This window comes from Bacteroides sp. MSK.20.12 (assembly GCF_019052435.1).
Lineage (GTDB): Bacteria > Bacteroidota > Bacteroidia > Bacteroidales > Bacteroidaceae > Bacteroides > Bacteroides xylanisolvens.
In genome coordinates this window covers 1-20,949 of record NZ_JAHQVH010000043.1, presented here as the reverse complement: position 1 = coordinate 20,949, position 20,949 = coordinate 1, and the positions used below count along the sequence as shown (strand labels likewise).

At 42.7% G+C, this 20,949-nt stretch carries 12 protein-coding genes; 3 read left to right on the top strand and 9 right to left on the bottom strand.

The genetic code is table 11. The features are described 5' to 3' along the window. Positions 1-25: 25 nt before the first annotated feature. A complete protein-coding gene (locus KTR06_RS19065; protein ID WP_004299932.1) occupies positions 26-1,264 on the bottom strand; it encodes a pitrilysin family protein in 1,239 nt (412 codons plus the stop codon). Between the two features lie 5 nt (positions 1,265-1,269). Continuing rightward, complete coding sequence (locus tag KTR06_RS19060; protein WP_117809424.1) at positions 1,270-2,109, bottom strand: peptidylprolyl isomerase; 840 nt, start codon at positions 2,107-2,109, stop codon at positions 1,270-1,272. Between the two features lie 87 nt (positions 2,110-2,196). On the opposite strand from KTR06_RS19060, the gene KTR06_RS19055 reads away from it, so the two are divergent. The 3 genes from KTR06_RS19055 to KTR06_RS19045 all read left to right on the top strand — a co-directional run bounded on the left by KTR06_RS19055 (position 2,197) and on the right by KTR06_RS19045 (position 5,883). Then, positions 2,197-3,570, top strand: coding sequence for a sigma-54 dependent transcriptional regulator (locus KTR06_RS19055; protein ID WP_217290709.1), 1,374 nt, complete (start codon positions 2,197-2,199; stop codon positions 3,568-3,570). A gap of 215 nt (positions 3,571-3,785) precedes the next feature. Then, positions 3,786-5,342 (top strand): sulfatase, encoded by a 1,557-nt coding sequence (locus KTR06_RS19050; RefSeq protein WP_118419219.1) that lies wholly within the window; start codon positions 3,786-3,788, stop codon positions 5,340-5,342. 274 nt (positions 5,343-5,616) lie between these two features. After that, the gene (locus tag KTR06_RS19045; protein ID WP_004299920.1) at positions 5,617-5,883 is read left to right on the top strand and encodes a hypothetical protein; all 267 of its coding nucleotides are present in this window, start codon (positions 5,617-5,619) and stop codon (positions 5,881-5,883) included. A 119-nt stretch (positions 5,884-6,002) separates the two neighbouring features. Here the strand turns inward: KTR06_RS19045 and KTR06_RS19040 are convergent, their stop codons facing one another. The 7 genes from KTR06_RS19040 to KTR06_RS19010 form a co-directional block, all read right to left on the bottom strand. Next, a complete protein-coding gene (locus KTR06_RS19040; protein WP_004310443.1) occupies positions 6,003-7,574 on the bottom strand; it encodes a LamG domain-containing protein in 1,572 nt (523 codons plus the stop codon). A gap of 36 nt (positions 7,575-7,610) precedes the next feature. Then, on the bottom strand, positions 7,611-9,539 hold the full coding sequence (locus tag KTR06_RS19035; RefSeq protein WP_004313038.1) for a RagB/SusD family nutrient uptake outer membrane protein: 1,929 nt from the start codon (positions 9,537-9,539) through the stop codon (positions 7,611-7,613). A gap of 13 nt (positions 9,540-9,552) precedes the next feature. Next, a complete protein-coding gene (locus KTR06_RS19030) occupies positions 9,553-12,798 on the bottom strand; it encodes a TonB-dependent receptor (RefSeq protein WP_004313037.1) in 3,246 nt (1,081 codons plus the stop codon). 36 nt (positions 12,799-12,834) lie between these two features. Next, positions 12,835-14,226, bottom strand: a complete 1,392-nt coding sequence (locus tag KTR06_RS19025; protein ID WP_004313036.1) for a glycoside hydrolase family 76 protein — start codon at positions 14,224-14,226, stop codon at positions 12,835-12,837. 14 nt (positions 14,227-14,240) lie between these two features. After that, positions 14,241-15,488 (bottom strand): SusE domain-containing protein, encoded by a 1,248-nt coding sequence (locus tag KTR06_RS19020; protein ID WP_008018369.1) that lies wholly within the window; start codon positions 15,486-15,488, stop codon positions 14,241-14,243. Positions 15,489-15,506: 18 nt separating this feature from the next. Next, a complete protein-coding gene (locus tag KTR06_RS19015) occupies positions 15,507-17,480 on the bottom strand; it encodes a LamG-like jellyroll fold domain-containing protein (RefSeq protein ID WP_120067064.1) in 1,974 nt (657 codons plus the stop codon). Positions 17,481-17,668: 188 nt separating this feature from the next. Further along, the coding region (locus KTR06_RS19010; RefSeq protein ID WP_217290708.1) for a response regulator at positions 17,669-20,949 on the bottom strand (3,281 nt) is incomplete at its 5' end.

Below are 20,949 nucleotides of genomic sequence, written 5' to 3'. Positions count from 1 at the left end.
TGATAAATTATAAAAAAGGGAGAATTTAATTTTGTTGTTTCTTATAATATAGTATTACTCCGTTCTCCTTACGGAAAGCAGATTGAGCTACCGCCCGCAATTGTTCAGCCGTGACAGACCGATAACGATCGACCTCTTTTTCCATGTCCTCCGCCCGGCCAAGCAATTCGTACCAAGCCAGGTTGGTTGCCACATTCAAATAATTGATGTTGCCGAATATCTGGGTGGACTCAAATTTGTTCTTCACTTTTTCCAGTTCCTGTTCGTCAACCAATTCTTGCTGCAACAGTTCCAGTTCTTCCCGCACTGCCGCTTCCGCCTGTTCCAGGGTGACACCTGCCGAAGGTTTACCACTAATATGGAATAACCCCGCATCTACACTGCCGGAAATATAAGCATCTATACTCGAAAATAATTGTTTCTGTTGTACCAAACGCTGGTTCAACCGGCTGGAACGTCCGTTGCTCAACACATCCGACAAAATATCAAATGCATAATAATCCGGATGGCAATGGGCAGGCATGTGGTATGCCATAAATAAAGAATCGAGAGGAACATTTCTCTCTACCGTCAGCCGCCGTTCTTCCGTCTGTTCCTGTTCTTGTGGCAGGTTCCGTTGAGGAACTTCCCGACGAGGAATAGAGCCGAACCATTTTTCTGTCAAAGCAACCGCCTCTTCGAAAGAGATATTACCGGTCACAGCTAATATGGCATTATTAGGAGCATAAAAACGGAAAAAGAATGCCTTCACTTCTTCCAGCGTAGCATTGGCAATATGCGACAACTCTTTTCCGATAGTAGGCCATTGATAAGGATGCGTCTGATAAGCCAGAGGACGCAAAAGATGTCCGATATCCCCATAAGGCTGATTCAAACATCGCTGTTTGAATTCTTCCATTACTACTCCCCGCTGTACCTCCAGACTCCGTTCGCTAAAATCAAGACTCAACATCCGGTCGGATTCCAACCAAAAGCCGGTTTCTACATTCTGACGAGGTACAGTGAGGTAGTAATTGGTTATATCATTATTCGTCCAGGCATTATTCTCTCCACCCGCCAATTGAAGCGGCATATCATAATCGGGAATATTCACCGACCCTCCGAACATCAGGTGTTCGAACAAATGGGCAAAACCGGTATGTTCGGGATCTTCGTCGCGAGCTCCCACATTATATAATATATTAAGGGCAACCATCTGCGTACTTTCGTCCTGCGAATGTACCAGACGTAACCCATTATCAAGAATATGCCTGTTGATTTTCATATATTTCAGTCAAGTATTGTCACCTTTGTTATTTTTACATCTTCTTCGGGACGATCGCTACGGTCGGTTTTCACCTGCTGGATTTTATCCACAATATCCAGACCTTTCACTACTTCACCGAACACAGTATATTCGCCATCCAAATGCGGAGTACCACCCACCGTGGTGTAGGCTTCAATCTGTTCCGGAGTGAAATGGAATTCCGGTTCTTTGGCAGCCATCTCCTGTGCCTGTGCAAACAGTTTTTCCTGTAAATCATAAAGACCGTTTTCATCGTTTGCTTTCCGCATCTTATAGATTTCCTTCATGTGTTTCTGTGCCAGTGTATTGAAAATAACATTTATCTTATTCTCATTCATCTGGCTTTCCATTCCCAGCAGAGTAGAGTCGTTAAACACTTTACCTGTCACGATATAGAACTGGCAACCGGAAGATTCTTTCTTCGGGTTCACATTATCCCCCTGGCGGGCAGCGGACAGGGCACCTTTCTTATGGAAATATTTAGGATATACAAATTCAGCGGGAACGGTATAACCTACGTCTCCGGTACCCAGCATTTTTCCTTTCGGCGCATTTTTTGAGTCCGGATCACCGGCCTGAATCATAAAATCTTTGATAACACGGTGAAACAGTGTACCTTCATAAACTCCGTCCTTCACCAGTTTGATAAAATTATCACGATGTTTCGGTGTCTCATTGTACAGTTTCACCTCAATGTCTCCTAAAGTTGTTTCAATCTTTACCAACGTTTCTTTATCCATGTCTCCTCCTTTTTTTGTTCCGGTTTTGCAGGCAGTAAGTCCGCAAAACGATATGGTTAATATGATCAATAGAATCTTTTTCATAACACTTTTATTTAATTTAAGTTTGCAAATATACCACTTTCACCCAAAACCTCTTACCTTTGTGACTTAAAAGAATCAAAACCTGACATGATGAGCTCCATATTGATCGTTGAAGATGATATCACTTTTGGAATGATGCTAAAAACCTGGTTAGGAAAAAAAGGCTTTGAAGTATCATCAGTGAGTAATATTGCCCGTGCCCGGAAACATATCGAAAGCCAAAGCGTCGATCTGGTTTTATCAGACCTGCGGCTACCCGACCACGAAGGTATCGATCTGCTGAAATGGATGAATGAACAAGGCATGGACATTCCTTTAATCATCATGACTGGCTATGCGGATATACAATCCGCCGTACAGGCAATGAAACTGGGAGCACGTGATTATATAGCCAAACCGGTAAATCCGGAAGAATTACTGAAGAAAATTTCTGAATGTCTACAGTCTGAAAAGAGTCCTGCTACTCATAACGTTGCTAAATCTTCTTCTAAAAAAGGTGCTTCTACTTCATCTAAAGATTCAACAGAAAATCATCGTGCTTATCTGGAAGGAGAAAGTGATGCAGCCAAACAACTCTACAATTATGTAGGTCTGGTAGCTCCGACCAATATGTCCGTACTTATCAACGGTTCCAGCGGAACAGGAAAAGAGTATGTGGCGCACCGTATTCATCAACTTAGCAAACGAAACGATAAACCGTTTATTGCCGTAGATTGTGGTTCTATCCCCAAAGAACTGGCTGCTTCCGAATTTTTCGGTCATGTGAAAGGTTCGTTTACAGGTGCTCTGACAGATAAAACGGGTGCTTTCGTTGCAGCCAACGGTGGTACTATCTTTCTGGATGAGATCGGAAACCTTAGTTATGAAGTGCAGATACAACTGCTTCGTGCCTTGCAAGAGAGAAAAATACGTCCGGTAGGTTCTACACAGGAGATATCGGTAGATATTCGTCTGGTATCTGCCACCAATGAGAATCTGGAACAAGCCATTGAAAAAGGTACTTTCCGTGAAGACCTTTATCATCGTATCAATGAATTTACCCTCCGTATGCCCGATCTGAAAGAACGGAAAGAAGATATTCTGCTCTTTGCCAATTTCTTCCTCGATCAGGCAAACAAGGAACTGGATAAACACCTGATTGGTTTCGATGCAAAAGCATCGCAAGCTTTAATGAATTATCATTGGCCGGGAAATTTGCGCCAAATGAAGAACATCGTCAAAAGAGCAACTTTATTGGCACAAAGCAGTTTCATTACTTTATTGGAATTGGGGACCGAGCTTTTAGAAACTCCTGCATCCAGCAATACGAGCATTGCATTACGCAATGAAGAGACTGAAAAAGAGCATATTTTGGAGGCGCTACGCCAAACAGGAAACAATAAGAGTAAAGCAGCGCAATTACTGAATATTGATCGAAAGACTTTATATAATAAATTGAAATTATACAATATTGATTTGTAACAAGTTACATTCTTGCATTTTCTCAAGTGTTCTCATGCCTATGAGAAAATTTTCTCAATGCAATGAGAAAAGATTCTCACTATTATGAGTATTTATTCTCATCACGGTGAGAAATGATTCCTTTTTGTAGTGCTCGAACTTATCTTTAACCGAATCTATCGCATTACCAGATATTATTAATTTTAATGCATATTCCATAGAATAAAATGACCCCCATGAATAAAAAAACATTATTACCCCTTGCATTTGTGCCACTCGCTGCAACCAATCTGCAAGCACAAAGCAATATGCAAATAGAACACGCGGACAAACGTCCGAATATCATTCTCTTTATGGTAGACGATATGGGATGGCAGGATACTTCACTCCCATTCTGGACACAGAAAACACACTATAACGAATTGTACGAGACTCCCAATATGGAGCGGTTAGCCAAACAGGGAATGATGTTTACTCAAGCGTATGCCAACAGTATCAGTTCTCCTACCCGGTGCAGCCTCATCACCGGAACAAACGCCGCACGTCACCGAGTAACTAACTGGACGCTGCAAAAGAATACAATGACAGACCGTAAAGATAGCATTCTGGCAGTCCCTGACTGGAATTACAATGGAGTAAGTCAAGTGTCCGGCACTAATCATACTTTCGTAGGAACCTCCTTCGTGCAACTGCTAAAGAACAGCGGTTATCATACTATACATTGTGGAAAAGCCCATTTCGGAGCGATAGATACTCCAGGGGAAGATCCGCATCATTGGGGATTCGAGGTAAATATTGCCGGACATGCGGCCGGTGGACTTGCCAGTTACCTGGGAGAAGAGAACTACGGACATACCAAAGATGGGAAAGCGGTATCACTGATGTCTGTTCCCGGATTAGAGAAATATTGGGGAACGGAAACCTTTGTAACTGAAGCATTGACGTTGGAAGCCATTAAAGCACTGGATAAAGCGAAAAAGTATAATCAGCCTTTCTATTTGTATATGTCGCAATATGCCATCCACATTCCTTTGAACAAAGATATGCGCTTCTATGAGAAGTACAAGAAAAAAGGAATGACAGACCATGAAGCTGCTTATGCCACACTGATTGAAGGAATGGATAAAAGTTTAGGTGATTTAATGAACTGGCTGGAAAAGAATGGAGAAGCCAACAACACTATTATCATTTTTATGAGTGATAACGGAGGACTTGCATCCGAATCCGGATGGCGTGACGGCAAGCTGCATACACAGAATTATCCATTGAACAGTGGTAAAGGTTCTACTTATGAAGGCGGTATCCGCGAACCGATGATTATCAGCTGGCCGGGAGTAGTAGCTCCGGGAAGCAAATGCAACAACTACTTGTTGATAGAAGACTTCTACCCTACTATTCTTGAAATGGCAGGTGTCAAGAACTACCAGACAGTTCAACCGATAGACGGTATCAGTTTCATCCCTCTGCTGAAACAGACAGGCAACCCAGCTAAGGGTCGGAGTCTTTTCTGGAATATGCCTAACAACTGGGGAAATGACGGTCCCGGAATCAACTTTAATTGTGCCGTTCGAAACGGTGACTGGAAATTGATTTATTACTATGGAACAGGAAAGAAAGAGTTATTCAACATACCTGATGATATAGGAGAAAGCAACGACCTTAGTGCACAGCATCCGGACATCGTGAAGAAACTTTCTAAAGAGCTGGGCAACTTTCTAAGAAAAGTAGATGCACAACGACCGACTTTCAAAGCGACAGGTAAACCTTGTCCCTGGCCGGATGAAATTAAGTAAATAGATTACCTAAATAAAAGAACTGTGGCGGGGAGTGTGGAATAATTCCACACTCCCCGCCACAGTTTCCACACACTCCACACATACTTCCCCACTATCCTAATTGGCATCATCTTCCTCATTCCCTTATTTATCAATCACTTATCATACATTATCTAATTTTGGCACGCGCTTTGATCTTTAATTAGACGTTAGCGAAAAGCAATAACCGATTCCTTAACACAAAGGTAGAGAATTGAAAACATATGTCTAATAATCATTAAAGCAAACGATTATGAAAAAATTAGTATTAGTAGTAGCAATGTTTATGTTTGTTTGTGGTGGTTCATTCCTTGTAAAGGCTCAGAGTTCTGCAGAAGCTGTGACAGCCCCGACAGAAATCAATGCAACAGTTGTCAATGATACAGTAGTAAAAGATACTGTAACTAAAGAAGACGCGCCTGCAAAGGCATCACTGGTTGCACTCGCCGCCAATGTCAATGATACAGTTGTCACAGACACTACATCAAAAGACAAACCGGCTGAGCCTGTCAAGGAATAACCTTGCCAACAACATGCAGGACATAGTCTGCCGAAGAATAGTAAGCACACTACAAAAAAAGCCATCCCTACTTTCGTCTATTCCGGGGATGGCTTTTTTATTATCCTATCTTCTTACAATCATTCTGTAGGAGTACTTGTTTCCAATATCGGATCTGTTTTCCAACTTGAAACAATATTTGCCGCCTCTGCTTCGAAGCTCTTTCCTGCCAAGGACACAAATGTCTTGGTATTACCATTTCCATTATTGAATAACCAATTAGCTACCATTCCATCCTTATCCTCACTCAACAACTTGCCGCTCTGCTCGGAGATCTGTTGATCCGACAAGGCTTTTGTCCAAATACGGGCATAACTGATAGCTCCGTTCAACCGGCGTTTACCATCAGACTGGCCGATGTAGAAATCAGAAGTAAGATTGATCTCTTTCAAATCATCCGGCGTACCGTTTGATAATTGAAGCGTTTCTCTGACACCATTTACATACAATGCAATCCGTTCGCTTCCGCTCTTACTATTATCCAATACCACAGCCACATCATACCACTTATTGGTTTCTATCTTAGTAGAGCCCTCATAGCGAATACTACCTTTATCATCTGCAGCAAGCTGAAGGAAACGTTCCTCATCATTGCTTCCTCCCTTATGCACATCGACACGCAGCAAGAATTTCTTCTCTATACCCATCACCGTATTAATCCGGGCATTTCCATTGTCATTGCCATTCAACGACTCAATGTTGAAACGAGCCTCAAATGTGAGCGTACTCAAATTCTTTAGCGATTCATCTGCCGTACCATTATATTCAAACGGTACTTTAAAGTAATTACCGCTACCCAGGTTTGCCACTTTATCTGCCTGTACCACCGTTACGGTCAGACTTAATTCCTGTTCCGCTTCGTCTCTGACAAACACGGTAGTGATACCCGCTTTCTTACCTATTAAATTGAAACGAGTGTCATCCACCTGCTGAATAGCTACAATCTCTTCATTCTCTGCTGTCAGACTATAACCTCCGTTTCCTTTTTCTACCGTAATCATGATCTTATTGTTGACTCCCACTCTCGGTGTCAGATTGGAGACATCGATAGAAATCGGATTTACCGTCACCTGAACCACTGCCTGTTTTCCTTTATGGTCTGTAAAAGTCACTGTTGTATGTCCGTTCTTCAAACCTGTCAAAGTATAGAAAGGACGGAACTGATCTGTATTAACCATGCTGACAACCGTTTCATCCTCCACCTCATAAGACAATTCATCATTGCTGGAAAAGTTTCCCATGCTGACAATCAGTTGCTTTTCACCGGCAACTTCCAAGATCACCTCCGGTTCATTCACTTCCAATTCAAATACACCTACATTCACAGAAATATTGGCAACTACTCCTTCTCCATCCATTACTTCGACGGTAGTGGCCCCATTCTGTGAGCCACTTTTTACAGTTATCAATTCGCCGGAAACGGTAGCCGTTGCAATGGCAGTGTTGAAACTTCTCACGGTATAGTTTCCGTTTCCAACCACTACATTCACTTTGGCTTCCTCATTCTGCCCGATACGTATTACCGGTTTGTTCACAATCAACTCTATCAAGTCTTTAGCCACATCGTCGTCGTCATCGTCATCACAACCTGTAACGGCAAACGATAATACCGACAAAAGCAACAGACACATATATGTATAGATTCGTTTCATCTGATTTTCTTTTTAAAGTTATACATTCCTACCGGTTTACCATCCGGGATTTTGTTCAATGGTCGGTGTCTTCTGCAACTCACTCTGGCGAATCGGGAACAGATAATGCTGAATAGAGAACGTACGTTCTTCCACGCAGAAACGCTCCATTCTATATTTCACACCGTCAACCGTAATGGCCCCATTCTCATCCTGCACCGGACGCATTCCGTTAATCATTCGCTGGCAACGGGGCAATGCACCGTTATTGGCAGCCCAGTATTTCTGTGTACGTTTTGAATTGTCACTCCCGCTCGATTTCCAAAGGCTTTCCTTTGCTAGCTCTTCCTTACTGGTGGGTTCCAGATACAAGCGGCAAGTCCACGGACGTTTTCCTTCATAAAAAAGTTCCACGCGACGTTCGCGCTGAATGTATTCACGCATCAACTGTTGATTAGTCTTTACTTCCGGCGGCATCGGTTTCATAAAAGAACGTTCACGAACCGTATTCACCAATTTATAAGCTTCATCGATATCCTCGCCCAATTCATTACAAGCCTCTGCATAAATATAAATAAACTCCGGAAGACGCCAGATGGCGGGCGCATTGATACTGAAGTTACCGGATTTGTTCCATGACTCCTGTTGGAATTTACGTAAATAATAACCGGTAGTAGTTGCATTGGTAGCACCAATCTTATCGGAACCACTCGCCGTATTGATCGTTTTCGACTCGTTCTTATTATTACGGTAAGGAGCTCCGTGATAAATTACATCACGATAGAAACGCGGGTCACGAGTACCTTTCACATACGGATTAGTATCATCATAGCCACCTTTGCGGGCTTCTGCCGAATATACCGGATAGCCATAATCACCTACGATATATTCGTATTCATCCACTTGTTCCTGCACCGGTTGCTGGCGCGAACTTCCCTCACGGCTGGGCGGATAAATATCACCCTGCCATGCCTGATCCTTGCTCTTCGTCATAAAGAACACATACTCATTGGCAAAGGCATCCATATCATAAAACATATCCCACAAACGAGCATATACACGGCTGTCATTCAGATTACCGTCAGCCGGATCCTTGAAATCATTTGCATCATGTTTCGTATAGAGAGAATAACGCTTGGTTCCGCCGACTTCGAAATCCAGAACGGCTTTAGCCGCTTCTTTGGCTTTTCTCCAACGAGTAGCATCATAAGCATACTCATTTTCAAACACACGACGCAAGTTGTATCCATATTGAGAAGCACCGTTCCACAACGGAGTAGCCGCTACCCAGCGAACAAAAGAAATCAATCCCAAACAGGCTCCCTTATCCACACGCCCAAAATTCTCGGAAGTTTTCACATACTTATTAGGAACCATGCCATAAGCAGTTTGCGCATCGGTCACAATCTTTTCAACCATCGAATGAACAGATTCTTTCTTGAAGTCCATATTATCTCCGGCATTAATCACACGGTCAATATAAGGAGCTTCGCCATACATACGCAGTAACAGCATGTGGAAATAACCACGCATGAAATACATCTCACCGATACGGTTACGAAGATCACCATCCTGTTGAGGGTTGTCGGGCGTGTTATACTTCTGTACATTTTCTATAATCAGGTTCGCTTTACGGATCCCTTCATAAAGAGCTTCCCAATATTGCCCTACACTACCGGGCAAAGAATTCGGGTTCCAGGCACCGTTATTGAAGTTATTCGTAATGTTTCCCTCGACGTTGGTTCCTTCACATTCGTCCGTAATGGCACTGTTGCTGAAGTGCTCGAAAAACACCAGCGGACGGTCTGCTTTCTTTGCAGCCGCGTATACGTCGGAAACCAGTCCGTTCACTTTTTCGTAACGGGCAAAAACGTCCGCTTCCGTAATATTATCATCATCGTCCCGATTCAAGTAATCGCTACATGAAGTAAAGACCAACGGCAGGACCAATAAAGCAATTGCTGAAAATCTATATAACTTTTTCATATTTCTATCTTATTTAGAATGTTATATCAATACCAAAATTGAATACCTTTTGAATAGGATACCAAGAAGCTCCGTCTCCGGATTTCGTTTCCGGATCTATATCCACATCACCCAGTTTATCAAAAGTCAACAGATTCAGACCTTGCACATAAATACGTGCCTGTTGCACATGGAATTTACGTAATAATTTGGGCGATACATTGTAACCAATTTCCACATTCTTAAGACGCAGGTAGGAAGCATCATACAAAAACAAACTACTGTTTCCATTCTTGTTGTTATCATGTGTTCCATAATGCAATGCCGGATATTTGGCAGTAGCAGCCGTTTCCGGTGTCCAACGGTCCAGATGCATTTTCTTCACACGTCCGATCTTATCCTGTTCAAATTGCGGGAAGTCAAATACAGCAGCCCCATTCAACAGAATAGATGATTTTGTCGCACCTTGCAATAATACACTAAAATCAAAGTTCTTATACTGGAAACCGAAAGGAATACCGAACATCAGTTCCGGACTACGCGGATTTCCCATTACCGTACGGTCTTCATCATCAATCACTCCGTTACGATCCAAATCCTTATAAACAACATCTCCCGGAATTAATTGTCCCCACGGCTGATAACCGATCTTGTTCAAACGGTCAGCCTCTTCCTGATCGGCTACAAAATGATCGAACACATAGACGAAGTTTTCGTATAAACGTTTACCGGTTTCTTTACGCCAGGAGTTCTTGCGGGCAACTTCCGCTTTATATTCCAGACGGTTACGGGAGAAAGTCAGGTTCGGACGAATATAGTAACGGAAATCCTTTCCAATCTTATCATTCCAGCTCAATTCGATATCCACACCACGGTTGCTTACTTCACCCAGATTCTGTAAAGCTGCATCTTTACCTACAATGTCCGGATATCCCATGATACCGTCACTGTTCATATCTGTAATAATGTCAAAACGATATTCGTAAAATGCATCTATCGTCAATGCCAAGCGTTGATTCAGGGTAGTAAAGTCGATACCGACATTCAGTTTACGTGCTTTTTCCCAAGTCAGATTCGCATTAGCCAAATTACCTTCGGAAGTTCCGCCTACATTCGTACCAAAGTTATTACCGAAATCATAACCGCTACCACCACCGTAGAAAGCCAGATATGGGAAACGGCTGCTGACGTTGTCACTACCTACCAAACCATAGGAGGCTCTTACTTTCAGGAAGTCAATCCAGGAAGCCTTTTTCATAAATTCCTCTTCAGAGACTACCCAACCGATTGAACCAGCTGGGAAGAACCCGTAACGTTTGCCCGGAGCGAAGTTCTCGGAACCATTGTAACCGAAGTTAAATTCCATCAGATACTTCTGATTATAATAATAAGCAAAGCGTCCGGTGATACCCTGGCTATGATAAGCCAATTCATTGTTAACAGTACGGTTACCACGGTTTGCCAATAACATGGCTGTCACTTCGTGGCGGTTGCTAAACAAACGGTTGTAATCCAAACGTGCCTGTATATAAGTACGTCCGTCAGAAGCGTTATGACTGAATCCGTTGCCGATAGTCTGGTCAATATCATATTTGTTACCCGTTTTGTAAGCACCCGTATAGTGTCCGCCTGCCATATAAGCATCCGAACCTTCGATCGGCATAAACGTCGCATATTTCGGATATTCACGATAACCGTCTTTGTAAGTATCCAGTTTGCGATTAATCCATCGTCCTTCAGAAGCATCATAAGAGAACATCACTTCCGCTTTTAATCCTTTCGTCAGAAATTCCATATCCAGATTCATGGCAAAACTACCATTCAGATACGTGTTCTTTTCATTCAGATAACCGGTACGGCTCAATTCACCCAGAAGATTGTAACGGTAGATATTGTCACCATAAAGCATACCACGAGGATTTTGCTGAATGTATTCCTCATTCTGCGGATGCGCATTTTCTTCCACCAGAATGGGCAGATATGGAGGCTGGGTAGCACAGATGGTCATCAGGCGACCGGCTGTTGTACCCGGTGCATTACGGTCGGTAATACGGGCCCCCAAATCCAAACGGGTACTCAAATAACGATTAATGTTGATATCGATGTTCGAACGGAAGTTGTAACGGGTGAACTTGGTTTGCGAGTCATATTCACCGGCATTCGAATATTTGTAGTTACCGCCTTGTGAAAAGTAATTGGCCAATACATAATAACGTACCTTGTCCGTACCGCCACGGATGGAGAGGCTGACATCTTCCTGCAAACCGGGTTTGAAAGCAAAATCATAATAATCCCAGTCATATCCCAAACCATCGGAGTTGTCTCCTTTCGCACGGCGGAAATTGTCAATCGCCTGTTGAGAGAAAAGGTTCAAACTGCTGATGTCTGCGCCCGTCATCTTGGCATCGTTCAATCTGGCTTCATTATATAAAGTTGCATAATCGGCAGAGCCTAAATATTCGGGGAAACCGATCGGCTGGTTAATACCGATAGAGGCTTTCAGGTTCACGGTTGCCTTTTCCGCTGCCTTACCACGTTTGGTAGTAATAACGATTACACCATTTGCACCACGGATACCATAAGCGGCAGTGGCGGAAGCATCTTTCAGGATAGTGAATGTTTCAATTTCATCCGGTGCGAGGTAACTCATGTCACGTTCGATTCCATCGACAATGACAATGGCACTCTGGTTACCGTAAGTTGCCTTACCACGGATAAACAATTCACTTTGATCCACACCCGGTTCACCACCCGCATACTGGTTTACAATCAACCCCGGCAGACGTCCGGCAAGCGCATTGTTGATATTGGCAGTAGGACTTTGCGTCAGATCTTTTGTCGTGATGGTAGCAACAGAACCGATCATCGTTTCTTTACGTTGTTTGGTATAACCAACTACAACCACTTCCTGCAATGCTTTCGTATCTTCCTGCAATAAGACAGTCAGTTCTTTCTTTGCACCGGGAACAATCTCCTGTGGCTGGTAACCCAGATAAGAAAACACCAACGGAGCTTCCGCATAAGGCAGTTTAAGCGTAAACTTACCATCCATATCCGTAATCGTACCTGCATTGGCTACTCCTTTCACGACAACAGACACACCGATCAACGGATCATTTGTCGTCTTGTCCAATACCGTACCCGACACTGTTATCTTATTGCTTTGTGTGGCCTGCACCTTTGCCGTTCTTCCCGTTTGCGCCACACCCTGCAAAGGTATACCTGCAAGAAGAGTGCAAGAAACAGCCACCAGACAAATATTTCTTTTTATATGTATCATCTTTCTTTTCGATTTTCTATGTGTAATAAATCAATCTTATTCCTCTGCTTTCTTACCGAAATCCGGTCCGACCCAGTTGGCCTTTTCCGTTGCTTTACCTTGCACCCAGTCTTCATAACGGGCACGGATTTCAATCATTGTTGCTCCCGGGACTTCCGCATTCAAGGAGATTGTCAGGCGATCTTCCCTGTTGTCGCGATTACCAAAGGCCGGTGCTTTTGCCCAGTCGTACTCCCACACATAATAGCCTTCGGGATGAGCCAACGTCCAAAGCACATCAGAACAGCTGCGCAATGCAGCGATAAACTTATTCTTGGTCTTTTCCGGATAAAGGCTGTTAGTCGGCTGTTTCACCATATCCAGGAAGTAACGGACAAATATTCCACGGAATAAAAGATTATCTCCCGAATTTCCTTCACCACTGAATACCGGATAGTTAGAGTCCATTTTCTTATTTACCTGATAAGAGCCGAAAGCAACCGCATTACGAAGATATTCCTCCTCACCGGTAGCATTGTACAATTCCAAGGCAGCCGCCATAAATGTTCCCTGATTATAAGACAAAGCTACTTTATCAGGATCTCCCGGTGTACCGTCATCTTTAATACTCAAATTATCATATACCTGTCCGGTGGAAATATCACACAGATAAGCCGTCATCCAGTTGTATACCTCTTTGGCGAAGTTCAGGTAATAAGCAGCCTGCTCTTCCCAACCGTCTTTAGCCTCCTTAATGGTGAGCTGATATAACTTCATAGCCAACAGGCAACCGGGACCATTGGAACAAGACATACGCGAAGCCGGCGCATCCGTTTTCCATGCCATTCCTCCTGCCCCTTTGTAGTCATTCTTTGCTCCCTTGATATGATTCCACATCTTCATCAATGCACTGTAATAATCAGGATCACCAGTCAACTCGTATACCCGCAGGGAAGCTAGTGCCATCCATTCCATATCATCATAGAAGTTATTCCAAAAATCCTTGCCACCATAACCGCAATGCTCATTCCAGTCATCAAAAGCCGGCAGGAAAGGTTTCATGATGTTTTCATACAAATAAGTCTGATATTCGGGATTGTTCGCATGGCGGATATAAGCATCGGTGATAACATCCAATGCATGTCCCTGTGACCAACCACCGCTACCGCCTGTACTTGTTGGTTCTCCGGTTTCCGGTGTATTCGGTTTTTCCCAATAGATGCTTCCGCAAAAGGTATTCCGTCCACTGGCATTCTCATAGAAATATTTGATATATGTTCCTGTACTTTTGTCGGCTGCATCCGTCCAGTTCACATCCGACACATATTCGCCGGATGAGTTACCTTTGTAGATGTCTCCCAAATCGCCATCGTCACAAGCTGCGAATATTGCCAGTGCACCGCTTAACAGCAAAACTCTTTTTGATAATGATACTATATAGTTCTTCATATTATTATTAAGTTTTAATCTTCATTCGTTTCCGAAGCTACCCAACGGTGGGTATACGTTCCAAGCTCTGCGTTGAAATAAAGGGTTACATCGGTTTTCACCGTAGCATAATATACATTTCCCTGTATAGCACCCCACTGCAGTAATTCGTCGCAGAAACGGAAACTATAATCCCAGGCATCAGTACCCAATGCTAATTGATATAGATTATAATAACTCTTATCGGTATCCAAATTAGGCTGTCCCTTATCTCTTTCCTTATGTCCCCAACGGTAAGTCGTTCCGTTGATCTCCATCTTAAAGCTATGACGGGTTTCACCGCTTCCTGCCCAATCCTCTTTTTGCTTACGTGCTGTATAATTCTTCACGCCCCATTTGCCATATCCCAGATAGTCGAAGTTTTGTCTGTACCCTCCAGACTGGTTATAAAGATATACGGCTCCTATCTCATCATAACTGATGGTTTGTTCACCCATATTGATGGTAATACGATAAATACCCGATTGAGGGACAGTCACCGTATATTCTTCACCATCGTTACGTTCACGCAGCACTCCATTATCGTCTACATAATAATAACACTTACGACCTTCGACAGTAGACATAAAGACAAACGGCTGGTTGGCTTTCAATTGAGTGAAAGTCTGATAGATTCCTTCATTCTGACGGAGCATTTGTTGTGCTTCCGCTTCATCACCATCATCTTCCGTACCCACACCCGTGATGTAAACCGGGTCATTTTCAGCAGGCATATCATCGATGCCATCCATCATGAAGATCACGAAATAGCCTTCCAGACTACTAAGAGCCTGATCCAATCCGCAATAAGCACGCACCTTCCAACGCAGTGTGCCGTTGGTATTGCAACGGAATTTAGCCAGTTTACCTATTGTGTTTGCCTGATAATGGGTTAAAGTCAACTGTGATTCCAAACCGTTATTGTCAGAAAAGATCGTTTCTACCGGTTTGGTAAAGTCGCCCCCGATCGTATCAATCAATACTTCATAACGATATACTGTATTTCCGTGTTTTTCGGTAGGCGTCCATTTCAGAACAATATCTGTCAACGAAGCACCCGAAAGTACTACCCGCTCGCCACTAGCCATTGCATCCATGGTTCTAACAGGTTCAGGCGGAACAATCGGTTCATAATCATCCGGATCAAATCCCGGATTCAGTTTATTGTCACAAGCCGTCAGTCCGATAAGAAAAAACAGCAGGGCAAATTTGATTAGTTTTTTTGTTATCATATTGTTTCTCATATTATTATATTCCTAGTTTTAGTATGAATGAGGACATTCAATTGGTTCAAAGCGGCTCTTATCTCCATTATAAGTTGCAGGAAGTTCCGCTCCCCAGGCAGGTTTATTTTCGCTTATATTCTGCAAACAAACTTGCGCATCCAATCCGTTGCCGCCATTTCCCCAATTTTCAAAAACTGTAGTACCTCCGACACCTTTCGAGAATACCCAATATCCCATCAAGTCAGAGTGTTCTTCTGCATTAAGGATTTTGCACATATTCGCTTTAATTTCACTTTCGTCCAACGCTCTCTTCCACATCCGTGCCTGATAAACTTTGCAATATCCTACCCGATATGAATCTCCGGAACGTCCAATCAACAGTGCTTTATCATTTCCACCTACATCTGTCAGATTGAGAGATGAATTAGGGGCACAATCCTCATAAGAGTTATCTGCAGGAGTCAACGTTTCTCTCACCCCGTTTATATACATTTTATAAGCCTCTTTAGTACTTGATTTCGTTCCATCATATACAATGGCTATATGATACCATTTACCCGGAGTCTTACGTCCACCTTCCGAATCATCGCAATAAATAGTTTGCTGACTACGGAAACGGGGATCACTCTTACCATTAATTTTAGTGGCTATTTCAAAACGCGGATTCACATCCTTAGCTTCTGCACGAAGCAGGAATACACTTTCCAAACCTATAAACGATTGCATAGAACGAGTATAAGTCGGGTAGAACACAACCTCAAAAGTAAGCTGATTCATACTTTTTACCTCTGAATGTGATTCGGCATACTTTTTAATATCAATTTTAAAGCATACGTCATATTCCATACGATAACATACCGGATTCACATAAACTGGTAACGTCAATTTCTGACCTGCCGCATCAGACAGTTCCAGTGTGGTAGCCCCGAGCTTCTTTCCTGTTAGTTTTAACTTGGTAGCCCCGTCTTCCGTAATCAATTCTGCGGTTTTCAAATAGGTTTTATTATCATCTGTGAGTTGTGCCAACTTATAATCACCATTTCCTCTGGTAATAGCTATTTCTGTAGATGCCTCATAACCACCGATGATTAAAGAAGTTGCTTCATTTTCCAGTTTAAGGTTATATGGATTCACTTTCACCGAAATCTCCTCCACAGAACCTTTCTGGTCTGTCACAATCACTTTCACATCACCTCTAGCTTTGGGTTTCAAGGTAATCAAGTTCTCTTTTTCAGTAGCTTCCACAATCGTTGCATCCGTAGTAGGCTCGCTGTCTCCCACCTGATAAGTGAAACTATATCCGCCATTACCTCTCTCAATAGAGATATATTGAGATTCGGCATCCGGTTCGGCAAAAGTGGCTTCATTACTTTTCAGTGTCAGATCCACGATGTTCACTACCACAGGAATAGTGATTGTCTTACCTTTCTTATCTGTTATCGTAATATTTACCGGATCGGCTCCAGTCTCGAACTTGGCAGTCAACGGAATAACTTGTCCGGATAGTTCACCCACTTCCAAAAACTTATCAGCACCTTCCGGTATGGAAATCTGATAATCTCCGTTACCGGTCAAAATCTTCACCAGTCTCTTTTCACCGATAAAAAGGTCAAAACCTTCTTCCGGTGCATCTACCGTCAAATCCCAGAGTTTTGCTACCCGAACCAGCACTCTAGCCACTTTCTTACGTCCATCTACTATTAATATAGTAGTTTCCGTACGGTTATTTTCTTCCAACTGGCTATTTTCGGTAGCTTTAATAGTCACCTTATTACCATTGATTGTAGCCGTCGCCACGTTTTCATCAAATGGCTTCACATAATAATCGCCATTACCGGAGGTGATACTCACCGTAATTTCGTCTCCTTGTAGTAGTGTCACCGAATTATTATCGACAACCAGATCTGTTGCCGGTTTCACTTCCTGTTCTTCTTTATCATCACTGCACGAACCCATAAAAAATGGAATGGTCAATGCTGAAAGAAATAAAAAACTAAGTTTCCTTTTCATTAGATTAAAGATTAATAAATTAATACTTTTCAAGTTTATCTACTTAAAAACTTCGATGAGACAAAGATAAAATCACTAAACTCTACCAAAAGAAAATTAACTATCCTTTTTTACCTTTTGGCACGGATATTTACTATATTAACACGGATATTTACTTCTTCTTTTTCTTTAAAAATTCCCGCCACAGGCTACTGCTGAACCTCTTCCAAATGTTTCATCCGAAACTCTTTTGGCGTGCACTCATACTTTTCACGGAACACCTTAAAGAAAGTAACTTTGTTCGAGAATCCCGAATCGAATACAACTTCATCAATCGTCTTTTTAGTGGTCAGCAATAAATCTTTCGCTATGTGCAAACGACATTCCTTAATCAGATCGGTCGGGCTATCCTCTCCTATCTCTTCCATCTTCCGATAAAGACTCCGGGGACTGATTGCCAGTCGATCGGCGATATAACGCGGAGTCAAATCTTTGTTCGTTATATTATCATTGATAATCTTCAAAACCGACTGAAGGAACTTCTTCGACTCTTTATGCGTCAACTTCCCGTCCGACTTTTCAAAAGAACTGATCGGCGAACTGAAATAATTTTTCAACACCTCTTTCCGTTCTATCACCTGACAGACAGAGATACGAAGATACTCCGCACTAAACGGTTTTGTGATATACATTTCCGCACCGGCAGAAAGGGCTTCCATCTGTTGTTCCATCTCGTGTCGTCCGGAAACCACAATAATAGGAATATGCGCCGTCTCTTTCACCGATTTAATCCGCCTGGTCAGTTCAATGCCACCCATTCCCGGCATCATGACATCACAGATAATCACATTCGGATAAACCTCATTCATCACCTGATCCAGCCGTTCAGGGTCTTGCAAGGTTACCACATTGAAGTCAGCCGAGAAGATTTCTCCAATAAACCATAGCATTTCGATTTCATCATCGACAACCAAAAGCGTAGGACGCATCTTATCAAACTCATACTGGGGAAGTTTCAGTATCGATTGAGTATCTATCTTAGGGATGTATTCCGCTGTGAGCCGCTTGGTTTCCACCACTCCGGTAGTCAGTTCCACGACCGGCAAGGTTAGTGTAAACATCACCCATCCGTCAGGAGTATTTTCCACTTTCAACGTACCATTCAGCAACTTTGCCATATTATAAGAGATGGCTAGCCCCAGTCCGTTCCGTGAAAAGTTCTTTTCATCCTGATTCTCGAAATTATCCAAAATGGCATACCGATTAAAAATATACTGAAAATCCTTTTCCTTGATGGTACTTCCTTCATTTGCTACACGAAGAGCCAGCATATTTTCCCGGCTCGTATCCACTTCAATCTTGATACTCTGTCCGTCGGGAGTATATTTAAAGGCATTAGAAATCAGATTAATAATAATTGTATTCAGGAATCCTTTGTCCGAGTTCCACATCACCTGCTCGGGTATCTTGCTCAAGAAAGTGATGTTTCTGGATTTAGCCATTTCAACAAACGTTTTGGCTATTCCTTTCACAATGGAAGACACATTCAATGACTCAACCCGCACTTCCCTGTTTCCCGTTTCAATCCGACGGAATTCGATCAACTCATGAATCAGGTTGTTGAGACGCTCCGCATTCGTCTGAATCATCTGTACGTAGTCCACGACAAATTTACTAAGTCCCTTCGATGAAAGGATTCGTCCGCAAGGACCATAAATCAAAGTCAGCGGAGTACAAAATTCATGTGCGATATTAGTAAAGAAACGAAGTTTGGACTCAAAGACATTCTTTTGATGGCGTTTCTCTATCTCGTTCAGCAATTCCTGCTTTTTACGTTTGGAGCGCAGGATAAAGGAACGTATCAGCAAGGCTGCCAGTAAAAGCAGACACAGGGCATAAATCAAATAAGCCCACCAGGAAGCATACCACGGATCACCTATACGAATCACCAGAGAATAGACATCACTCTCTTTATCAAAGACACTATTGTAATATTTCACCAGTAAGGTATATTCGCCGGGAGCCATATTCGTAAAAGAGACTCCGCTTTCCGAACCATTGTTTACCCATTGGTCACTCAATCCTTTTAGTTTATAGAAATAGGTACAGTTATTACCATTCAGATAATCCACAGAGGCAAATGAAACAGAAAAGAAATTCTGGTCATACTGCAAATTCAAGACTTCAGTTTCTTTTTTCCGGGTGAGAAATTCGCCCAGATTGTATTGTTCACCGAAGATAGACAGCTTATCAAAATAAACAGGAGGCATATAAAGCTGCTCCGGACGGCCATCCGCCCGGATAGCTACGACTCCATTGATTCCGCCAAAGAACAGAGTACCAGTCTGGGAATCCCGAAAAGCGGCTCCGTCACTAAACTCTACCACCTTTAAACCATCTCCAAAACCGTATGAACGAAAGACATTCCTTTTCGTATCGAAATTGATTAATCCAAGATTGGTGCTCAACCAGAAGTCGTCGGACGAGTTTCTAAGAATTGCATGAATGGTATTATTCAGGAAACCATTCTTGGCATTGAAGAGCTGATAAGAGGTTTCCGATGTGTACTTTATCAATCCGTAGCTCGTTCCGAAAAGATAGTTATTGCTGCTGTCTTTACTGATAGCGAGAATATTATTCAGGGTCATGTTTTCGTATTTGTGAGTAGACACCGGTTCCAGGCCATTCGTCGTTTCGTTATAGCGGAATACCCCATATCCTTTATTGCCAAACAACAGGTTGGCTTCATTCTCCGCATAAATAGTAAAGAAATAGTTCGATCCCAGTTCGCCGTCATTGATGATGTAACGTTGCGCATCCACAATCACCGGATTGTCCGGTGTTCCGGCAATACGAGCTTTCACCACTCCCATGCCGACACTCGCCAGCCACAGTTCGGAATCTGCTGTTTCGTAAATGTCATGGATGTATTTGAAATCTTCGTTACCGATCCGTATTGGTATACTCTTGATACGTTTTTCCCGATATGAATAATAAGTTAATCCTTCTTCGTCTCCTATCCAAAGCAAATTCCGGTGGCTCTTGGCAAAACAATAAACGGCATTACTACTCAAAGCACTATTAGAGGTAGTCAACACCTCCGCCCGACAGTCGGAGATGTTTTTATCAAATTCGTAATCATAGATTTTAAGAATCCCGTTTCCTTTGGTTCCTACCCAGAAAGTACGGTCATCATCAAGATACAAGGCACGTACGGGACGTTCAATTTTCTCGGTATAGTTGCTAAGCACCATTGACTTGATAGAATAAAGCGGGTTCGAATAAAGATAAACGCCCTGTCCGTCGGTACCAATCCAGACAACATCCTGAAAACGATCTTTCTTGAGACAGAAGACACCGCTGTTGACAGGTAACGGTTGAACCTGATAATGATTCGCGTCCTTTTGTTTCTCCAGTAACAGAATACCGTCCATCAAAAAGCCCACAAAATAGCTGTTATGATAATGAACAATGGATGAAATTTTGCCAC

What these genes read in the sequence shown, in the direction of transcription:
- KTR06_RS19065 (WP_004299932.1), bottom strand. Translation starts at nt 1,264, where the DNA reads ATGAAAATCAACAGGCATATTCTTGATAATGGGTTACGTCTGGTACAT.
- KTR06_RS19060 (WP_117809424.1), bottom strand. Translation starts at nt 2,109, where the DNA reads ATGAAAAAGATTCTATTGATCATATTAACCATATCGTTTTGCGGACTT.
- KTR06_RS19055 (WP_217290709.1), top strand. Translation starts at nt 2,197, where the DNA reads ATGATGAGCTCCATATTGATCGTTGAAGATGATATCACTTTTGGAATG.
- KTR06_RS19050 (WP_118419219.1), top strand. Translation starts at nt 3,786, where the DNA reads ATGAATAAAAAAACATTATTACCCCTTGCATTTGTGCCACTCGCTGCA.
- KTR06_RS19045 (WP_004299920.1), top strand. Translation starts at nt 5,617, where the DNA reads ATGAAAAAATTAGTATTAGTAGTAGCAATGTTTATGTTTGTTTGTGGT.
- KTR06_RS19040 (WP_004310443.1), bottom strand. Translation starts at nt 7,574, where the DNA reads ATGAAACGAATCTATACATATATGTGTCTGTTGCTTTTGTCGGTATTA.
- KTR06_RS19035 (WP_004313038.1), bottom strand. Translation starts at nt 9,539, where the DNA reads ATGAAAAAGTTATATAGATTTTCAGCAATTGCTTTATTGGTCCTGCCG.
- KTR06_RS19030 (WP_004313037.1), bottom strand. Translation starts at nt 12,798, where the DNA reads ATGATACATATAAAAAGAAATATTTGTCTGGTGGCTGTTTCTTGCACT.
- KTR06_RS19025 (WP_004313036.1), bottom strand. Translation starts at nt 14,226, where the DNA reads ATGAAGAACTATATAGTATCATTATCAAAAAGAGTTTTGCTGTTAAGC.
- KTR06_RS19020 (WP_008018369.1), bottom strand. Translation starts at nt 15,488, where the DNA reads ATGAGAAACAATATGATAACAAAAAAACTAATCAAATTTGCCCTGCTG.
- KTR06_RS19015 (WP_120067064.1), bottom strand. Translation starts at nt 17,480, where the DNA reads ATGAAAAGGAAACTTAGTTTTTTATTTCTTTCAGCATTGACCATTCCA.